This is a genomic window from Methylobacterium sp. JK268 (genome assembly GCF_054052225.1).
Genome location: NZ_JBSVZN010000026.1, coordinates 101,810 through 120,549, shown reverse-complemented (window position 1 = coordinate 120,549; position 18,740 = coordinate 101,810). Strand labels below are relative to the sequence as shown.

Annotated in this window: 14 protein-coding genes and 2 tRNA genes; 12 read left to right on the top strand and 4 right to left on the bottom strand. The window is 65.6% G+C overall.

What is annotated here, in order from left to right:
* Window positions 1-433: 433 nt before the first annotated feature.
* A complete protein-coding gene (locus tag ACW9J6_RS24295) occupies window positions 434-1,867 on the bottom strand; it encodes an FAD-binding oxidoreductase (RefSeq protein ID WP_457119014.1) in 1,434 nt (477 codons plus the stop codon).
* Between the two features lie 110 nt (window positions 1,868-1,977).
* On the opposite strand from ACW9J6_RS24295, the gene ACW9J6_RS24290 reads away from it, so the two are divergent.
* The 4 genes from ACW9J6_RS24290 to ACW9J6_RS24275 all read left to right on the top strand — a co-directional run bounded on the left by ACW9J6_RS24290 (window position 1,978) and on the right by ACW9J6_RS24275 (window position 3,642).
* Entirely contained in the window at window positions 1,978-2,676 is a 699-nt protein-coding gene (locus tag ACW9J6_RS24290; protein ID WP_457119013.1) for a fumarylacetoacetate hydrolase family protein, read from the top strand.
* Window positions 2,677-2,681: 5 nt separating this feature from the next.
* Window positions 2,682-3,152, top strand: a complete 471-nt coding sequence (locus ACW9J6_RS24285; RefSeq protein ID WP_457119012.1) for an NUDIX domain-containing protein — start codon at window positions 2,682-2,684, stop codon at window positions 3,150-3,152.
* 110 nt (window positions 3,153-3,262) lie between these two features.
* Window positions 3,263-3,337, top strand: a tRNA-Gly gene (locus ACW9J6_RS24280).
* Between the two features lie 230 nt (window positions 3,338-3,567).
* Window positions 3,568-3,642: transfer RNA gene (locus ACW9J6_RS24275), tRNA-Gly, on the top strand.
* 56 nt (window positions 3,643-3,698) lie between these two features.
* On the opposite strand, the gene ACW9J6_RS24270 is transcribed toward ACW9J6_RS24275, so the two are convergent.
* A complete protein-coding gene (locus ACW9J6_RS24270) occupies window positions 3,699-3,920 on the bottom strand; it encodes a hypothetical protein (RefSeq protein ID WP_457119011.1) in 222 nt (73 codons plus the stop codon).
* A 134-nt stretch (window positions 3,921-4,054) separates the two neighbouring features.
* Here ACW9J6_RS24270 and ACW9J6_RS24265 point away from each other — a divergent pair, with 134 nt between their 5' ends.
* The 4 genes from ACW9J6_RS24265 to ACW9J6_RS24250 all read left to right on the top strand — a co-directional run bounded on the left by ACW9J6_RS24265 (window position 4,055) and on the right by ACW9J6_RS24250 (window position 10,963).
* A complete protein-coding gene (locus tag ACW9J6_RS24265; RefSeq protein ID WP_457119010.1) occupies window positions 4,055-6,409 on the top strand; it encodes a xanthine dehydrogenase family protein molybdopterin-binding subunit in 2,355 nt (784 codons plus the stop codon).
* On the top strand, window positions 6,406-6,717 hold the full coding sequence (locus ACW9J6_RS24260; RefSeq protein ID WP_457119009.1) for a DUF2218 domain-containing protein: 312 nt from the start codon (window positions 6,406-6,408) through the stop codon (window positions 6,715-6,717). The genes ACW9J6_RS24265 and ACW9J6_RS24260 overlap by 4 nt, the downstream gene beginning before the upstream one ends.
* Window positions 6,718-6,759: 42 nt before the next feature.
* Window positions 6,760-8,016: an aminopeptidase gene (locus tag ACW9J6_RS24255; protein WP_457119008.1), complete on the top strand. Its 1,257-nt coding sequence runs from the start codon at window positions 6,760-6,762 to the stop codon at window positions 8,014-8,016.
* A gap of 850 nt (window positions 8,017-8,866) precedes the next feature.
* Complete coding sequence (locus ACW9J6_RS24250; protein WP_457119007.1) at window positions 8,867-10,963, top strand: hypothetical protein; 2,097 nt, start codon at window positions 8,867-8,869, stop codon at window positions 10,961-10,963.
* Window positions 10,964-11,200: 237 nt separating this feature from the next.
* On the opposite strand, the gene ACW9J6_RS24245 is transcribed toward ACW9J6_RS24250, so the two are convergent.
* Together ACW9J6_RS24245 and ACW9J6_RS24240 are read right to left on the bottom strand one after the other, a co-directional pair.
* Window positions 11,201-12,154 carry a DUF1775 domain-containing protein gene (locus ACW9J6_RS24245; protein ID WP_457119006.1) on the bottom strand — a complete coding sequence of 318 codons (954 nt, stop codon included), beginning with the start codon at window positions 12,152-12,154 and terminating at the stop codon, window positions 11,201-11,203.
* 58 nt (window positions 12,155-12,212) lie between these two features.
* Window positions 12,213-12,569, bottom strand: a complete 357-nt coding sequence (locus tag ACW9J6_RS24240; protein WP_457119005.1) for a hypothetical protein — start codon at window positions 12,567-12,569, stop codon at window positions 12,213-12,215.
* Window positions 12,570-12,812: 243 nt separating this feature from the next.
* Between ACW9J6_RS24240 and ACW9J6_RS24235 the strand changes: the two genes are divergently transcribed.
* The 4 genes from ACW9J6_RS24235 to ACW9J6_RS24220 all read left to right on the top strand — a co-directional run bounded on the left by ACW9J6_RS24235 (window position 12,813) and on the right by ACW9J6_RS24220 (window position 18,665).
* The gene (locus ACW9J6_RS24235) at window positions 12,813-14,096 is read left to right on the top strand and encodes a L,D-transpeptidase family protein (protein WP_457119004.1); all 1,284 of its coding nucleotides are present in this window, start codon (window positions 12,813-12,815) and stop codon (window positions 14,094-14,096) included.
* A 1,307-nt stretch (window positions 14,097-15,403) separates the two neighbouring features.
* Window positions 15,404-16,138: a class I SAM-dependent methyltransferase gene (locus ACW9J6_RS24230; protein WP_457119003.1), complete on the top strand. Its 735-nt coding sequence runs from the start codon at window positions 15,404-15,406 to the stop codon at window positions 16,136-16,138.
* A gap of 76 nt (window positions 16,139-16,214) precedes the next feature.
* A complete protein-coding gene (locus tag ACW9J6_RS24225; protein ID WP_457119002.1) occupies window positions 16,215-17,351 on the top strand; it encodes an FAD-dependent oxidoreductase in 1,137 nt (378 codons plus the stop codon).
* Between the two features lie 30 nt (window positions 17,352-17,381).
* Window positions 17,382-18,665 (top strand): hypothetical protein, encoded by a 1,284-nt coding sequence (locus ACW9J6_RS24220; protein WP_457119001.1) that lies wholly within the window; start codon window positions 17,382-17,384, stop codon window positions 18,663-18,665.
* Window positions 18,666-18,740 lie beyond the last annotated feature (75 nt).

Below are 18,740 nucleotides of genomic sequence, written 5' to 3'. Positions count from 1 at the left end.
GCAGCAACACCCACCCCGGCGCGCCTGGTCCCGCGCGCCGTCCTTGGCCGGCCCTCTCGCGCGGGCGGCCCGCGCTCATCCCGGAGATTATGGCCGGCCAGAGTGTTAGCGGCATCGCCGGAGAGACGGTTCAGCAGCGGGGTGCCATCATCACCGCGCCGTGCAGCTTTCCGGCAGTCCAGGTCGCAGGCGGAGTCGCCGCTACATTATGGCGCATGCGCGGGGGATCGGCGGCAACGCATGCACGATGGTCCGGATACGGAGTCAGGCCGGAACGGGGCCGCTTCTACACGCTCCGACAGGAGAGGCCGCGGCGCGCCGCCGGGCACCCATACGGCCTGCCGGAGCGCCCGAAAAAGCGGCCGGCTTCTTCGCAGATGCAAAACGGCTGCGCACCACGGTTGCAGGATCACGGCGCGCGAGGCCACCGCTCTCAGTCCCCGCCCGCGGCTGGCCTCCCGGGAACCACCTTGCCGGGGTTGAGGATCCCATCCGGATCGAGGGCGCTCTTCAGGCGGCGCATCAGGTCGAGGGAGACCGGGTCCTTGTAGCGCAGCAACTCGTCGCGCTTGAGCCGCCCGACGCCGTGCTCGGCCGCGATCGAGCCGCCCATGGCGTGGACGATGTCGTGCACGACGCGGTTGAAGCGGGGCCACAGGGCCAGGAAGGCCGCCGCCTCCATCCCCACGGGCTGGCTGAGGTTGAAGTGGATGTTGCCGTCGCCGAGATGGCCGAAGGCGCAGACCCGCACGCCCGGGAGCTCCGCCTCGCAGGCCGCGCCCGCCCGCTCCAGGAAGTCGGGCACCCGCGAGAGCGGCACCGAGACGTCGTGCTTGATCGAGGCCCCCTCCCGCCGCTGCACCTCCGACAGGCTCTCGCGGAGCTGCCACAGGGCGCGGGCCTGCGCCACGCTGCGGGCGAGGGTGGCGTCCTCGGCCATCCCCTCCTCCAGGGCGGCGGCGAGGAGGTCCTCCAGCACCGCCTCCGCGTCGGCGCCCTCCGACGCGATCTCGACCAGGGCGTAGGCCGGGTGATCACCGGCCAGCGGCCGCACGGCGCCGGGCGCGTGCCGCAGCACGATCTCCAGCCCGAAGCGCGGCATCATCTCGAAGGCGGTGAGGCGGTGGCCCGCCCGCGCCCGCAGCCGGGTGAACAGGGGGAGCGCCGCCCGCGCTGAGGCGAGCCCCACGAAGGCGGTCGCCACCGAGGCGGGGCGCGGGTGCAGCTTCAGCACCGCCGCCGTGATGATGCCGAGCGTGCCCTCCGACCCGACGAAGAGGTGCTTGAGGTCGTACCCGGAATTGTCCTTGCGCAGGGCCGTGAGCCCGTTCCAGACCCGCCCGTCCGCCAGCACCACTTCCAGGCCGAGGACGAGGTCGCGGGCATTGCCGTAGGCCAGCACCGCGGTGCCGCCCGCATTGGTCGAGAGGTTGCCGCCGATCCGGCAGGAGCCCTCCGAGGCGAGCGACAGGGGAAACAGCATCCCGGCCCGCTCCGCCGCCGCCTGGACGTCGGCGAGGATGCAGCCCGCCTCGACCGTGATGGTCGCGTCCTCCGGGTCGAGCGCCCGCACCCGGTCGAGACGGGCCAGCGCGATCACGACGCCGCCGTCCGGGACGCCGCCGCCGACGAGGCCGGTATTGCCGCCATGGGCCACCACCGGCACCCGGGCCTCGGCGCAGGCGCGCACCGCGAAGGCGACCTCCTCCGTGTCCGCCGGCCGCACCACCGCGAGGGCGGTGCCGCGGTAGAGGCCGCGGGTCTCGCCGAGATGCGGCGCCATCGCCTCCGGCGCGGTGAGGACGTGGGCGGCGCCGAGGCGCCCGGTGAGCGCGTCGAGGAGGGCGGCGTGTGGGAAATGTGACATGTCGGCCAGGGGTTGAGCCGCCAGGATGGCGTCGCGCGGGGACCCCCTCTAGATAGCGGTTCGGGCCGGTCTTCTGAAGCCGCGGCCCCGCCTTCCTCGAGACCAGGCCCATGCTCTCCGTGATTCCCAATCCTCCGCGCACGGCCCTCCCGATCCAGGGGACGGACGACCTCTTCCCGGTGCGGCGCGTCTACTGCGTCGGCCGCAACTACGCGGCGCATGCCCGCGAGATGGGGGCGGATCCGACCCGGGAGCCGCCCTTCTTCTTCATGAAGCCCGCCGACGCGCTCCAGATCGTCCCGGAGGGCGAGGCCGCGGAGCACCCCTACCCGCCCAAGACCGCCAACTACCATTACGAGGTGGAGCTGGTCGTGGCGCTCGGCCGCGGCGGGCGCGACATCCCGGTCGAATCGGCGCTGGACCACGTCTACGGCTACACGGTCGGCCTCGACATGACCCGCCGCGACCTGCAGGACGAGGCCAAGGGCCTGCGCCGGCCCTGGGAACTCGGCAAGGCGGCCGATCTCTCGGGCCCGGTCGGCCTCCTGCGGCCGGCCTCGGTCATCGGGCACCCGTCGCGCGGGGCGATCACGCTCTCGGTGGACGGCACCGTGAAGCAGTCGGGCGACCTCTCCGACATGATCTGGTCGGTCGCCGAGCAGATCGCCTACCTGTCCGCCTACTTCGCCCTGGAGCCCGGCGACGTGATCTTCGCGGGCACGCCCGAGGGCGTCGGCCCCGTGGGGCGGGGCCAGACCCTGGAGGCGGCGGTCGAGGGCGTCGCCAGCCTGCGCCTCGCGGTCGTCTGAGGCGCATGCCGACGCGCACCCAGTCCCTGCTCCTGCGCGGCGCCCACCTCGTGTGGCGCGTCTCGCGGGGCATCACGCTCGGCGTGCGCGGGGCTGCGATCGATCCGCAGGGCCGGGTCTGCCTCGTCCGGCACACCTACATGGAGGGCTGGCACCTGCCGGGCGGCGGCGTCGAGCCGGGCGAGACCGCCCTGGACGCCCTCGCGCGCGAGTTCCGCGAGGAGGCCGAGGTCGAGATCGATCCCGGTTCCGCCCGCCTGCACGGCTTCTACTTCAACGGCCGGATCTCCCGGCGCGACCACGTCGCCCTTTACGTGGCGCGGGCTTTCGCGGTGCGCGGCGAGAAGCGTCCCGACCGGGAGATCGCCGCGTCGGGGTTCTTCCCGGTGGAGTCCCTCCCCGACGGGACGACCCCGGCGACGCGGGCACGGATCGCCGAGATCACCGGCGGGCTGCCGCCGGCCTCCCACTGGTAGCCGGCGCGAAAAAAGCGCTGCCGCACCCCTTGCGCTCCCGGCCGCGATGGTGTTTATCGCGGCCATCGGCGGCGCCGCGGCGGCCCATGCCCAGCGCCGGCAAGATGTGAGCGGGTGTAGCTCAGGGGTAGAGCACAACCTTGCCAAGGTTGGGGTCGAGGGTTCGAATCCCTTCGCCCGCTCCATTTCTCTCTCATGTGCCGGATTGTTGCCGCGGGCCTTACTAGGCCATCGCGGCTTCGACCCGTTTTGAGCCGGCATCGCGTCCATCTATCCTTATCGGCAGACCGTCGGCCGCCCGGTCGAGCTCCGCCCGAACCTCGGCCGGAGGCGTGGTCGGGGTCCTTGCGCTTCCGGGCGCGATGGTGTTTATCGCGGCCGTCGGCGGCGATAGCCCGGCGCCGGTACGACGTGAGCGGGTGTAGCTCAGGGGTAGAGCACAACCTTGCCAAGGTTGGGGTCGAGGGTTCGAATCCCTTCGCCCGCTCCAGTTTTCCAAAGCATCGTTCAGTGAGTGTCGTGGCTCGGACCGCGGAAGCGTTTGCTCTATTCGGCAATCCGCGGCGTACCGAATAGCGCGTTCCTCTGCCGGACATCAACGAAGTCGCGAAGCATCAGGGCGACGTGCCGGCCCGAAGGGTCGATCGCAGAGACTGCGGCAGTGATCATCGACCAGTCGAACAGCATCGCAATGAGGCCATCGGCGATGAGGTCGTCAGCGCGGTAAAGGGCCTCACCAGTGGTCGAACGCTTCGCCACCGACAGCAAGGAGGAGGCGGCCTCGTTCCCGGCCCACGGCGCGCCGCGAGCCGTGCCCCCACGGCCGGGCTGCCCCGCTCCGCACGGCCTTGCATGACTGATCGAACTTGCTAGCTGGGGGAGAATCCTCCGGAGAGCTCCGCATGAATGCCCGTCCCGACGCGCGCGACTTCGCAGCCCCCCAGAAATTCGGAATCGGCCAGCCGGTCCCGCGGGCGGAGGATCCCGTGCTGGTGCGCGGCGAGGGCCGCTACACGGACGACATCGCGATCGACGGGCAGGCCTACGCCGCCTTCGTGCGCAGCCCCGTCGCCCATGGCCGGCTGACCGGCATCGACGCCGACGCGGCCCGCGCCATGCCGGGCGTGCTCGGCGTGTTCACGGCCGCGGATCTCGACGGCTACGGCCGCATCGGCAACGCCATGCCCTTCACCAACCCGGACGGTACGCCCATGCGCAAGCCGCCGCAGCCCTCGCTCGCCACCGACCGGGTGCGCTACGCGGGCGAGCTGGTGGCGCTCGTGGTGGCCGAGACCCTCGCGCAGGCCCGCGACGCCGCCGAGGCGGTGGTCCTCGACATCGAGGACCTGCCGGTGGTGACCGATCCCGAGCAGGCGGCGGCCGAGGGCGCTCCCCTCCTCCACGACGAGGCGCCCGGCAACCTCGCCCTCGACTTCCGGCTCGGCGACCGCCCCGCCACGGAGGCCGCCTTCGCGAAGGCCGCGCACGTGGCGCGCCTCGACCTCGTCAACAACCGCCTCGTCATCAACCCGATGGAGCCGCGCTCCGCGATCGGCGTCTACGCGCCGGAGGACGGGCGCTACACGCTCCATGTCGGCTCGCAGGGCGTGTTCGGCCTGCGCAACAACCTCGCGGACGGGGTGCTGAAGGTCGCGCGCGACAAGGTCCGGGTCGTCACCGGCAATGTCGGCGGCTCCTTCGGCATGAAGGCGCCGGTCTACCCCGAATACCTGCCGCTCCTGCACGCCGCCAAGGTGCTGGGCCGCCCGGTGAAGTGGACCGACCAGCGCTCCGAGAGCTTCCTGTCCGACCATCACGGCCGCGACGTCACGGTGACGGCCGAGCTCGCCCTCGACGCGGAGGGGCGCTTCCTCGCCTTCCGGGTGAACGGCCAGGCGAATATGGGCGGCTACCTCAACCCGCTCTCGCCGCTGTTCCAGACCGTGAACATCGCCCGCAACATGGTGGGCGTCTACCGCACGCCGGTCTTCGACGTGGCGGTGGCCTGCCTCTACACCAACACCACGCCGATCGGCGCCTATCGGGGTGCGGGGCGGCCCGAGGGCAACTACTTCATCGAGCGCCTGATCGACACCGCCGCCGCCGAGACCGGGCGAGACCGGGTGGCGCTGCGCCGCCTCAACCACATCCGCCCCGAGGAGATGCCCTACGCGGCCCCCTCCGGCATGACCTACGACAGCGGCGACTTCCCGGCGGTCCTCGACCGGGCGCTCGCGGCCGCCGATTGGGACGGGTTCCCGGCCCGCCGCGCCGAGAGCGAGGCGAAGGGCCTGCTGCGCGGCATCGGCATCGGCGATTACCTTGAGATCACCGCCCCGCCGACCAACGAGATGGGCGGCATCCGCTTCGAGGCGGACGGCACCGTGACGATCGTCACCGGCACCCTCGATTACGGCCAGGGCCACGCCACGCCCTTCGCGCAGGTGCTGCACGACCGCCTCGGCATCCCCATCGACAAGGTGCGGCTCCTCCAGGGCGACAGCGACCAACTCATCGCGGGCGGCGGCACCGGCGGCTCGAAGTCGCTGATGGCGAGCGGCGCGGCGATCGTCGAGGCGAGCGCGCTGGTGATCGAGAAGGGCAAGCAGGCCGCCGCCGCCGTGCTGGAGGCCGGCCCCGCCGACATCGCCTTCGAGGACGGCCGCTTCGTGATCGCGGGCACCGACCGCGGCATCGGCCTCCTCGACCTCGCCGCCAAGGTGCGGGCGGGCCTGCCCGACCCGGAGGCGCCCAAGAGCCTGGACGTCGCCCACGTGCACGAGGCCTCGCCCTCGGCCTTCCCGAACGGCTGCCACGTCGCCGAGGTCGAGGTCGACCCCGAGACCGGAATCGCCGCCGTGGTGCGCTACACCACGGTCAACGATTTCGGCACGGTGGTGAACCCGCTGCTCGTGGAAGGCCAGATCCACGGCGGCGTGGTCCAGGGCATCGGCCAGGCCCTGATGGAGCGCACCGCCTACGACGAGCAGGGCCAGCTCGTGACCGGCTCCTTCATGGATTACTGCCTCCCCCGGGCCTCCGACGCGCCGGTGATGAGCTTCGAGAGCCACCCGGTCCCGGCGCGCACCAACCCACTCGGCGCCAAGGGCTGCGGCGAGGCGGGCTGCGCCGGCTCGCTGCCCTCGGTGATGAACGCCCTCGTCGACGCCCTGCGGCCGCGCGGCGTCACCCACATCAACATGCCGGCGACGCCCCGCGCCATCTGGGCGGCGCTGCGGGAGGCGCGAGGCGCATGAGCAAGCCCGTGACGCTGACCGCGCAGGCCCGCGTCGGGACCGCCCAGGGCAGCCGCTACCTGACGCAGCTGTGCAAGCACTGGAGCCACCGCTTCCCCGAGACGGCATTCTCGCCGGAGCGCGGCGTGGTGCCGTTCGGCGAGGGCCGCGAGGCGGTCTTCGAGGCCGATCCCGACGGTCTGACCCTGCGGGTGAGCGCCCCGGACGCGGAGGCGCTGGCGCGCCTGGAGGCGGTCGTCGCCGAGCACCTCGCCCGCTTCGCCTTCCGGGAGGATCTGGGCGGCATCGCCTGGACGCGCGCGGCCTGAGGGCTAATCTGGCCGCGGGATCCCTTCGACGAGGTTGAGCCGATGACCGTTCACGTTCCGACGCGTTCCGCGGCGGATGCCCGCCTCGACCGGCTCGCCGAGGTGGCGGTGCGGGTCGGGCTCGGGCTGCGGCCGGGCCAGGAACTGCTGATGACGGCGCCGATCGAGGCGATCGGCCTCGCCCGGCGCATCACGGCGGAAGCTTACCGGGCGGGGGCCTCGCTGGTGACCACGCTCTACGGGGACGACGAGGCCACCCTCGCCCGTTTCGCCCTGGCGCCGGACGACGCCTTCGACCGCGCCTCGGGCTGGCTCTACGAGGGCATGGCGAGCGCCTATCGCGGCGGCGCCGCGCGGCTCGCCATCGTGGGCGACGACCCGGCGCTCCTCTCGGGCCAGGACCCCGAGAAGGTGGCGCGCGCCAACCGCGCCCGCTCGCGCGCCTACCAGCCCGCCCTGGAGCTGATCGCCACCTTCGCCACCAACTGGACGATCGTCTCCGCGGCGACCCCGGCCTGGGCCCGCGCGGTCTTCCCCGGCCTGCCCGAGGAGGAGGCGGTGGCCCGCCTCTGGGACGCGATCTTCGCGGCCTCGCGGGTTGACGGCGACGATCCGGTCGGGGCCTGGGCCTCGCACAACGCGGCGCTCGCCCGGCGCACGGAGCAGCTCAATGCCCGGCGCTTCGCGGCCCTGCGCTTCCGCGGCCTCGGCACCGACCTCACCGTCGGCCTCGCCGACGACCACGAGTGGTGCGGCGGCGCCTCGGCCTCCAAGACCGGCATCGTCTGCAACGCCAACATCCCGACCGAGGAGGTCTTCACGACGCCCCATCGCCTGCGGGTGGAGGGGCACGTGGCGGCGACGAAGCCCCTCTCCTACCAGGGCACCCTGATCGAGGACATCGCGGTGCGCTTCGAGGCGGGCCGCATCGTACAGGCGAGCGCCCGGCGGGGCGGCGACGTTCTCGCCCGGGTGCTCGACACGGACGAGGGTGCGCGGCGCCTCGGCGAGGTCGCGCTGGTGCCGGCCTCCTCGCCGATCTCGGCCTCGGGGCTCCTGTTCTTCAACACGCTCTACGACGAGAACGCGGCGAGCCACATCGCGCTCGGCCAAGCCTACAGCAAGTGCTTCCGCAACGGCGGCGCCGGTCTCTCGGAGGAGGACCTCGCCGCCCGGGGCGCGAATCGCAGTCTCATCCACATCGACTGGATGATCGGCTCGGCCGACATGGACGTGGACGGAATCGCGCCCGACGGCACCGCCGCGCCGGTGATGCGCCGGGGCGAGTGGGTGGACTGAGCCTGCAGCGAGGCCTCCCGATCGGGCGCCCGCGCTCGCGGCGGCTCCGCGACGCCGATCGCGGATCCAGGCGGGCGCTCAGGCCGACGCGGCGCGACCCGGGCAGTGCCCCGACGATCGGGGAGCGCGACGCAGAGCGGCGCCTGTCGCCGCGCCGTCGAGAATCGGCCAGCCGCGAGGCGAGGTGGGGCGCTTGCGCGAGCGCGCGGGCCGCTCGGCTGCTGCGCCTTCCCGCCCCCTCGGCCACGGACGCCGGCAAACCGGCCACTCTGTCGCAACAGGATGCGCGGGAACGCAACGCGCACCGCATCCCGCGCCGGGCGAATCACCGTGCAGCAAGGATCATTCTTCGGCACGCGCGGCGTGTGCAAAATCAGCGAGCGTGAACGGCGCCTGCCGAGCAGATCTGTCGCGAATGCATTGCCCTGCGCGAAGATTTCCGGACGCATTTTTGATATTTTTACATTCCGATACTAAACTCAACCTTTGATTGCGCAGTCCAGTTGATCTGGCGCTGGTTTTCTCCTAAAGATCCAGTTACGTTAGGGTCACGGTGGGGACGTGGATGCTCGACCTTCTCGGTGCCGGACCCGACCCAAGGCGTTTTCGGGCATCGATCCCGTGACACCAGCGGTCATGTCCGCTGACCGGTCGTTCCGCACTCGAATCTTCGCCGTGCCCAGGTTCCAGAACGTCGGGCTTGGCCTCGAAAATTCGAGATGCTCAACGGTCCGGTCGAGCTCGGGCCTGCCCGAGACCGAATCCATGCGTCAGCATCCTGGGCCGCCGGTATGAGACGGTCGGCGCTCCATCCACTTTCGCGCACCGCCCAGAGGCATCGGGGAAACCAATGGACGCTAAGATTCAGAGTCATCTGAACAGCTTTTACTCTGAACTTGCGCGCGGCGAGATCGACTCCGCGGCGAAAACTTTACAGCATCTCTCGCGTTTGGCCTCGGATCACCGGTCGATAAATATTGCGTTCGTCAATTTTTATATGCGGAATTGTCGGTGGAATGAAGCAGTATCGGAGCTATTTTATCTTTATAATAGTTACCAAGATGATATAGAGATTCTGTCACTGCTTTCAGCATGCCTCTCACGATCCGGTAATCTGACTTCCTCGATTGAATTATTGAAGAGATGCGATGAGATCAGTACTGATAGCGTGTACGCTAAAGAGGTAAGCGCAAACGTACTTCTGAAGCTTGGGCGACTGGAAGATGCTGTGAAGAAACTTTCCGCCCTCGCGAGCGAAGACAATCATCCCTGGGCCGCCGATCTCGCGGTTGATTCCCTGATCGCGCTCAGAGATTTCGAGTCGGCGCGATCGTTCCTGCAACACTCTGCGCTCGAAACGGACAGAAAAGAGCTGCTGATTGCCTGCGTCGACTATGAGGAACAAGCGTTCGAAGAGGCTTTGGCGCGTTACCGCCTGGGGCGCGTCGGTGACGACCTCACCATTCAGGATGAGATCCGGCACGTTTGGGCCCTCATGGCGACCGACATCCGGGCGTCGGACGCCGGATGCTGGGATCTCCACAGGCGCTTTCCGGACGACGAGGACGTCCGGAAGCTGATGGCGCAACCACCGCTGAACGAGGTCTCGGCCAAGCGCGAACGATATTTCGCCATGAATTCCATCCGCGCTTTTCCCGACAGCGCCGAGCTTGCTTTCGTGTATTATAAACAGATGTTCGACGATCTAAGATATGAGGAGATCATCGATCAACTCGGCAGCAAGTTGCAATACTATCATTTCGACCAAATACTACAACTGATGTTCGCCTCGGCGGTGTCCTCGATACCGGGCGCATCATTGAAAGCCGTTTATCGTATGATCGTTTCGGCAGAGTCGAGCGCGGTCAAACCCTGTCCCGCCGTGAAGCAACACCTCGCGGGCGCGATGCGTCAGGAGAGGCGGCAGAGAACACGCCCGTCCGCGATCGCGGCGCGGCCGTCGAAATCGGACATCCGGATCGCCTTGTGCATCTCCGGCCAGATGAGAGGCTACACGACGGCTTCCCGAGCCATCAGGAGGCACATCACGGACAAGTACGATTGCGACGTCTTCGTCCATACCTGGGATAGTTCCGGCAATGCCGTCGGAGCGCACGGAGCGAGACTTCACCGCGCACTCCCTCCCGCATTCGCCGCACATATCCCGAACAGTATGTCGAACGAGGACTTTAGCCAAGCTTATCCCCGCGCAGCCGCGTTCCTTAAGCAACAGGCACCTCTCGAAGCCGAATGCATCGAAAGCTATTACGCAAACTCGATTTGCCGCATCGAGAGCGAGTCAGAGTTTGAAAGCGCCTATCTCGGTCGTATCAACGACCGATCTCTACAGAATCAATATAAAATGTTCTACAAAATGAAGCGGGTTTTTGAATTTCTGCAAACTCAATCAGATATTCGTTGTTATGATCTGGTCGTTTGGATCAGACCGGATCTTGAGATCAGCAGTTTCGTCATTGAGGACGCTTTAGATAAGTGTATCGATAAAAACTTTATGATATCTTCATTTACATCAACGTTTGCGTTCGGCGATTTCGCGATCGCAGGACGGGGCGAGACGATGCTTCATCTTTCGCAGATCTGGGATCAGATCCTGGATCATGGCGATTGCAACTTTGGAGATTTTGTGCGGCCGGGCTGGGGCCCGATGCTGTTGTTCAATTATCTGTTTTCGCAAGGTATTCGCACGACGATGACAGAGATGTTTGGCGCGAACGGGATTCAGCTCATCGGTCAGCGCCCGGATGAAATTCAGTTCCTGATCAACTTCGTACAGGATGTCGCGGACAAACAGGATGTCACGTCGATCGAGCGTGCGGCGGCCCGCACCCTCTCCGAGGCGATCTGCCGGGACAGCGTCGAGGGGAAGCGGCTCCACGACGGTCTGCGCGGGAGAGGCCTCGATCTGAGCATGTTGGACCGCGCCTGAGTCGGGCCGGCAACGGCAAGCGATCAATCGGATGTCGTGCGCGAGCGGACACAGCCGGCCTTGGCGAGGCCGGCGGCGGCGCGAGGATCATCAGGGTAACCGCGACCTCGCATCGGTGACCCCGGCCGGCGGCTCGATCCCTGGATCGGGACGCCACCGGCGCGCGCCCTGTTTGGGCCATGCGGCCGGGAGCGCGGCGCCCCGTTCCCCCGTCGGCGGCAGGCGGACGCGCGCCCTTCAGTGCTGGTGCTCGTGCCCGCCCGGACCGGATGCCCCGATGGCTCCGACCTGGAAGCTCACCGGTACGGTCCCGGCCCGTTCGAAGGTGAGCGTGCCGGAGACCGGCTCGCCCGCCCGGACCGGGGCGCTCAGGTCCATGAACATCAGGTGGTAGCCACCCGGCTTCAGCTCCACCGTCTCGCCGGGCTTGATCGCGAGTCCGCCCTCGACGGGTGCCATCCGCATCACGCCGTTCGCCGTCGACATCTCGTGGACCTCGCCGCGGGCCGCGAGCGGGATCGAGGCGCCGACCAGCCGGTCCGGCGCGCTACCGGTATTGGTCACCCGCAGGTAGCCGCCCGCCACCTTGGCGCCGCCCGGCGTCGCGCGCAGCCAGGGCCCCTCGATGGTGAGGTCCCCGGCCTTGATCGGGGGCGCCGCGGCGGCCTGCCCCGGCGTGGCGACGATCCGAACCCCCGGGGCCGGTGTCTCCAGCGCGTGCGCGTCCTGCCCGGCGGCGGGGATCTGCGTCCAGGCGTAGCTGCCTTCGCTGCAGTCCTGGCGGATCGGGAAGTAGACCGTGTCGCCCGGCTTGAACGCGTCGGAGATCCGCGCCTGAAAGGTGAACTCGTCGAACTGGTCGTCGGGCAGGCTGCCGCCGCTCCAGGTGATCTCCTTCACGCCCTCCCGGATCTCACCGTGATAATGCGGATAGGCGCGGGCATAGGGGCCGGTCACGGTGCTGAGCGTCCAGCCGGGCTTGGGCATCGGCTTGGCGCCGACGACGCCCTCCGGCACCGTCACGGTGACGCGGGTGGTCGGCTTGCCGTTGCAGCCGTGGCCGATCTGGACGACGGCCCGGTAGGGCTGGTTGGGGCTGGCTTGCCGTCGCTCCAGGACGGCGTGGGCGAGGGCGGGCACGGAGGCGGCGACGAGTAGGACGGACAAGCCGCCGCGGAGAAGGCACGACATGGATGAGGGTTCTTTCGCGTGAGGGATCGGGGGCGGCCATCCGGCCGCCCGTCGTGGCTCACACGGGCGGTGGCCCCCGGGCGGTCGCCGGATGCGCCCTCACCGGGTGGGACGCGGGCGCAACCGGAGTCGTCCAGGCGACGGGAACGGGGTCCGGGCGCGGCCGGAGGACGGGCACCGCGCCCGGTGGAACCGACGAGGCCGATCCCGGGCAGGAGGCGGCGCAGCAGGGATGGGGTGCGGGCGGCGCGGGGTCGCTGCGCTCCGGGGCGTGCACGCCGCAGAGCAAGCCCGGCGCGGAGGCCCCCGGCACCATTCCGGCGAGCAGGGCCTGGAGCACGAGCCCGTACAGGGCGAGCACGCCGACGGCGGCCCTGAGGCGCCACCCGAGATGCTGCTGCCGCGCCGTCACCATGATGCTCCTGTAGCGCGCCGCAGGCCTCGGCGCCACCGGCGAGGCGGTCGCAGGATCGTGATCGCTGCGTCAGCCTGTTGCCCCAGGGACGCAGTCCATCGTGAACGATCGGGCAATGCCGCACCGCCACAATCTGGCCCGCTCCTCATGGAGACTTAACCGCAGCCCGACACGGTCCGGTCGAGCGGCAACGATCGCCCGATCCGAACCGCCCTCCCCCACAGGTTCACGAGCTTACGATCCATGCTGACACGCGCTTCCATCGGCGGTTCGCTCGGCTTGGCGCTGCTGACCGCCGCCGCCCTCCCGGCCCGGTCCGAGGAGAGGAGTCTCGCCCAGGCCGAATGGGCGCAGAACTACGACTCCGCCTCCACCATGCGGGTGCAGCGCTCCAATACCCCGATCCTGTCGCCCCAGACGCTCGCCGCCACCGAGCAGATGGTCGAGCGCTACCGCGACATCGTCGCCCGCGGCGGCTGGCAGCCCGTCGCCGGCGCCGAGCGCCTGCGCGTCGGCGTCCGGAGCCCGGCGGTCGCCGCCCTGCGCCAGCGCCTGATCGTCTCCGGGGACCTCGACCCGGCCGCCGGGTCCTCGCCGGTCTACGATTCCTACGTCGAGGCCGGCGTCCGCCGGTTCCAGGCCCGTCACGGCCTGAACCAGACCGGCGCCATGAACATCACGACCGTCCAGGCCATGAACGTGCCGGCGGACGTGCGGCTGCGGCAGCTCGAACTCAACGCCGTGCGGCTGCGCTCCTACTCCGGCAACCTCGGCGAGCGCTACGTCATCGTCAACCTGCCGGCGGCGCTCGTCGAGACCGTCGAGGGCGACCACGTTGCGACCCGCCACGCCGCCGGCGTCGGCAAGATCGATCGTCAGTCGCCGATCATGAACGCCAAGATCCAGGAGGTGAACTTCAACCCCTACTGGACCGTCCCGGCTTCGATCATCAAGAAGGACTTGATCCCGAAGATGCAGAAGGAGCCGAACTACCTCACCGACAACAGGATCCGGATCTTCAACGGCGATCGCGAGATCCAGCCCAGCCAGGTGAACTGGCACTCCGACGAGGCGACCCACTATCGGTTCCGCCAGGATCCCGGCGTCGACCTCAACTCGATGGGCTTCGTGCGGATCAACATCCCGAACCCCTACGGCGTGTACATGCACGACACGCCCGCCAAGGGCATCTTCGGCGACGACTTCCGCTTCGTGTCGTCGGGCTGCGTGCGCGTGCAGAACGTGCGCGACTACGTCGCCTGGATCCTGCAGGGGACGCCCAACGGCAACCCGGACACGATCGAGGCGATCATCCAGGGCGGCCAGCGCGTCGACGCCAAGCCGGTGGCGCCGATTCCGGTCTACTGGACCTACATCACGGCGTGGTCGACGCCGGACGGCCTCGTGCAGTTCCGCGACGACATCTACAAGCGCGACGGGACCGGCGCGCCGACCGCCGCGATGACCGCCGCCGCCCAGGGTCCGCGCAACTTCAACCCCGACGCGGACGACGACCAGACGAACTGAGGCGATCGACGCCGCCCCCGCCCGGGCCGTGATCGGGTGGGGGGGGCGGATCGTGGAGCCGCCTCCGGGTCCTTCCGGAAACGGGCGGCCCGAGCCGGCTCGGGCCGGAGCAGACGTCGCAGCTCGCCTCGGCCGGTCCAGCCCCGCCGAGGCGTCGCCTTTTTGCGTGACGAAACTGCCGACTGGCGAGACGACGCGTCACGCGATGATGACACCGTTACTTGTCGATGACCTGCAAATACATGCGGGAGAAACATGATGTCCCGCTCGCTACTTACGTGGGGCGCCGGCGCGAGGCAGGGCCCTGCTTCGCGCGGATCCTTCGGCGGACGGTCGCCGGTGAATCGCTCCCCCGTCTGCATTCTCTCTCAGAACGATGTGAGGGTCGGGTGATCTCACCGGATGACGGTCGGGCGAGCACCTGATCCACCGACTATCGCCGTCCAACGCTTGCGGAGCATCGAGCCTAAGCTCCCGCCGGACCACGCACGATCCGGCCGCGGAAAGCGATCCGGTCGACGATCGCGACACTGCGCGCGTGTTCACGGCGCCACACGCTGCGAGGGAGCGCCCCTCACCTGCGCGCACGTCTCCGTCCCGGCGCACCGGCCTCGGGTCGCAACTGTGCCGACCATCGACGATCACGGCGCCGCAGCCATCATGCCCGCGCGCAGACAGAGCGATGGCGATGCGTCCGCTGCTCTGCGCCTCGAGTCCGACCCGGCCGATGGGCTCGCCAGGGCCGTCCGGTTGCCCCGCCGATCCGATGTTGCCGCGCGGCCTGCGACCCGCCACACTCTCACAGGACCGACGCTGCAGCCTCGGTCTACGCGAATGTAGTAACCTATCGACCCACAAAGTCGACATTGTTCTTTTTATAAATTTAAACTTGCCAAACATAATGACTTATCACTGCAATTTGGTTCATGACAGGACTCTCTAAGGGTCGCATTGTTGTACACGTTCACCTAAATTTACGGGATGGATGCCTTTTCCGCTGGACACCCCGGCTTCGGTCGAGTTCATATATTCACATTCGACGTGCGTATATTGAGTTTTAAGTCATATATCTGAAAAATATTGGTAAATTTAAGGCACTGTCAGGCACAGAAACGTTATTCACTTTTAGGAACCCGCAGAGTTAGTTCTGCTATTGTATCAGCAATTTGCGGAGTGTTACACAAACCGACCTGGGCGTTTGGGTCCGATGTACACAATGGATTGGCTTGCCGAACGCCTCGCACCTGCGTTATGGACCATCGTAAACGCAGTTGCGTCTGACGCATCGCCCCTAGGAATCACTGATCATGTCTAACGAATTTGAGGCCATGCTGAATAACGAAAATGGAAGAGAAACGCTCCATAGAGAGGTCGAGCGCTTTGTTCTTAATGCGCTCTTCGGCCGCGTCACCGACTCGTTCAACGTCGATAATCTCGCATTCCTTGCTGCGGCGATCGACTCGAGCCAGTATGCAGCAGATCACTTAAGCAATGCGAAGAGATTCGCGGGCGCACATGATCTTATCACTTACGGTCTATCACGCCGAGAGCTGGATGGCTTGAACTTGGAGTTCGGCGTGTTCTCCGGCTCGTCCATCAATCATATGGCACGATCGTTCCGCGATCAAACCTTCCACGGGTTCGATTCGTTCGAAGGACTTCCTGAAGACTGGCGCCAAGGATTCGCACGCGGAGCGTTTGCAACAGGAGGGCTTCCAGCTGTTGAGAACAACGTGAACTTGATAAAGGGCTGGTTCGATCACACCATTCCAGGATTTTTGGATAGTTTCAAAGATATACCAGTCTCGTTCCTGCACGTAGACTGCGATCTTTACTCCTCAACAAAAACAATATTCCACTTATTGCGAGACCGGATTGTACCTGGAACTGTCATCGTCTTTGACGAATACTTCAATTATCCCTCTTGGCGAATTCATGAATATCGCGCGTTCAAGGAGTTTGTTGATTACTACAAGCGGTCATACGAGTATATCGGCCTTGTCCCGCACCACCAGCAGGTCGCAGTGCGCATTATCCGGTAGGTGGGTTGATCACCGCAGCGGCTAAACACGATCAGCCTGCCATCCTGGAAGTGACGTTGTTCGTCGGAGTTGCCCGATGCAGGACATTTTGGTCGTCGGGGCGGGCTTTGCCGGCGCCGTCCACGCGCGAGAACTCGCCGAGCGGGGTTGTCGCGTGCACGTCATCGATAAGCGAGAACACATTGCCGGAAACGCGTATGATTACGTCGATCAGAACGGCATCAGGGTGCATCGATACGGCCCGCACCTGTTTCACACGAAGATGGATCGGGTCATCGATTGGCTGAGGCAGTTCGGTGATTTCGAGCCCTACACTCATCGCGTCCGTGCTCTGCTTCCGTCTGGAGTGACGGTACCGCTGCCCATCAACATAAATACGATCAATACCGTCTTCGCCAAGAACCTCACCGACCCAGCCGATGTTAAGGAATTCCTGTCTTCGCTATCGGTCCCGATCCAATCTCCGAGAAATGCCGCAGAATACCTTTATTCGAGGATCGGGCGCGATTTAACCGAACTTTTTTTCAGACCCTACACCAAGAAAATGTGGCAACTTGATTTGGAAGACATGGCTTCATCGGTGGTCAAGCGCATTCCTATACACTTCAATACTAATGATAGCTATTTCAACGCAGAAGACAAACAAATCATGCCTAAACTTGGCTACACAAATTTGTTTGCAAATATCCTGAATCATCAAAACATCCGCTACGATACTAATGTCGAATTCGAAAAATCGATGGAGAAAAGTTACGATTTTTGCTTCAACTCTATGCCGATTGATGAATATTTTGAGTTCACCGACGGTGAGCTTCCGTACCGGTCCATCAAGTTTCATCACCGCACCTCGCGCGACGTCGACACCGAGCAATCCTGGGCGACGACCAATTTCACCGACGCGGGCCCGTTCACCCGCGAAACCGCCTGGCATGTCATTCCTCATCACGTCGTCGCGGACACGGGAAGACGCACGCACACCAAGGAAGAGCCATGCGACTACCGAGACAATGATTTCGAACGCTACTATCCTGTCAAAACAGCCGACGATCGGAATCAGGTAATCTACGACAAATACAAGGCGCGTGCGGCGGAAAACTCGCGCCTCTCGTTCATTGGCCGGTGCGGAACTTATCAGTACCTTGACATGGATCAGGTCATCAATCAGTCACTCACGAATGTCTCGGCCTGGATTGCGCGGCATCTGCCATCGTAGCCGAACCACTGCGCGTTCGGACCCATACGCGTGCGTCTCACGCGAGGTCCGGCGGCAGACGGCACCGCCCCTTGGAGATCCCCAGTGATAAGCATTTCGCGGTTTGAGAAGCGGTCCCTGATCGAGACGACGTGGAACCTGACCGGGCGCGGGGGAGAGGTCCTGGCAGCCAACTTGGCTCTCATGAACGACGGCACGATCCGGAACGCGGGTCACCCGAACGAGAGCCGGTGGGAATGGGAATACGATCGTTTGTTGTTCATCGGAAAGGACGGTTCGGTCACGTCCGTCTTCGATCGGTGGAACGTGGACGAGACGCTCCGGCGGCAAGCCGTCGGCGTCTACACGGGCGATGGAAGACCTCATATCTTGGAAGAAAACGTAGCTCCGAGATTGAGAAAGCCTCCGCATTCCGACGTTGCCGTGCTGGTGCGCGCACATTCGATCAATGATAAACTTATAAATCTCATCAATTTGATTGATGACAGTGAGTATTATGATGTTTATCTCGTATTTGATGAGACAAATAAGTCGTCCGGTCTCGATCGAAGCGATAGCATCCTGCATCACCGCGTCGATGATTTCAAGGCGTTGGATTTGTGCAAGGCGAACGTCAGCAACTATCTGTGGTTCTTAGGAGACTATCCATTCTATTTGGCGTCTCGTCATCTTAAAAACCACAACTATTTCGTACTATTCGAATTCGATATCGATATTCAGCACAGAAACAGGGCGTCTTTAGAAATTCTGTCCGACCAAATAAGGAAGAAGAAGATCGACTTTGCTGGACCTCATTTCGGCAATGCCGGGCCTGATTGGGCATGGGCAGCGACGGCATCGAAGAAATTCTCCTCTGTTCACACGTGCCTATTTCCTCTCATCTGCTTGTCACGGCCGGCCATCGATTTTCTCTATAAACTGCGGGTCGAGGAAGCCTCCGCCATCGGCGAGATCGACACCCAGTTCCTTGATCCGTCGTCGCCATTCGTCTTTTGCGAAGCGTTCGTCGCCTCAGCGATGGCGAACTCGTCGTTCTCCCACGTCGACCTGAATCGAATTCTGAAGAGAGCGTACGATCATGACACCTTCCATGTCCGCCTGCCGCATCGGCTCGGCGCCAAGAACACCACGCCCGATGTCGCCTTCCTTCATCCGGTCATCCCGTACGATGATTTCTTGACGAAGCACATCGCGCACGCCGTTGCGCACAAGGATGATACCTTCATCAGGCAAGTCCTCGACGACCCTGATTGTCCTCCTCCGGTACGAAGGAGGCTCGAGGCCACGATCATCGAGATCAGGAACAACCGATGAGCGCCCGACAGGGACGAGGCGTTGGCAGCCGTCCGGTCGCGTGACAGGATGCCGGCGACCAGAATGCCGGCATCG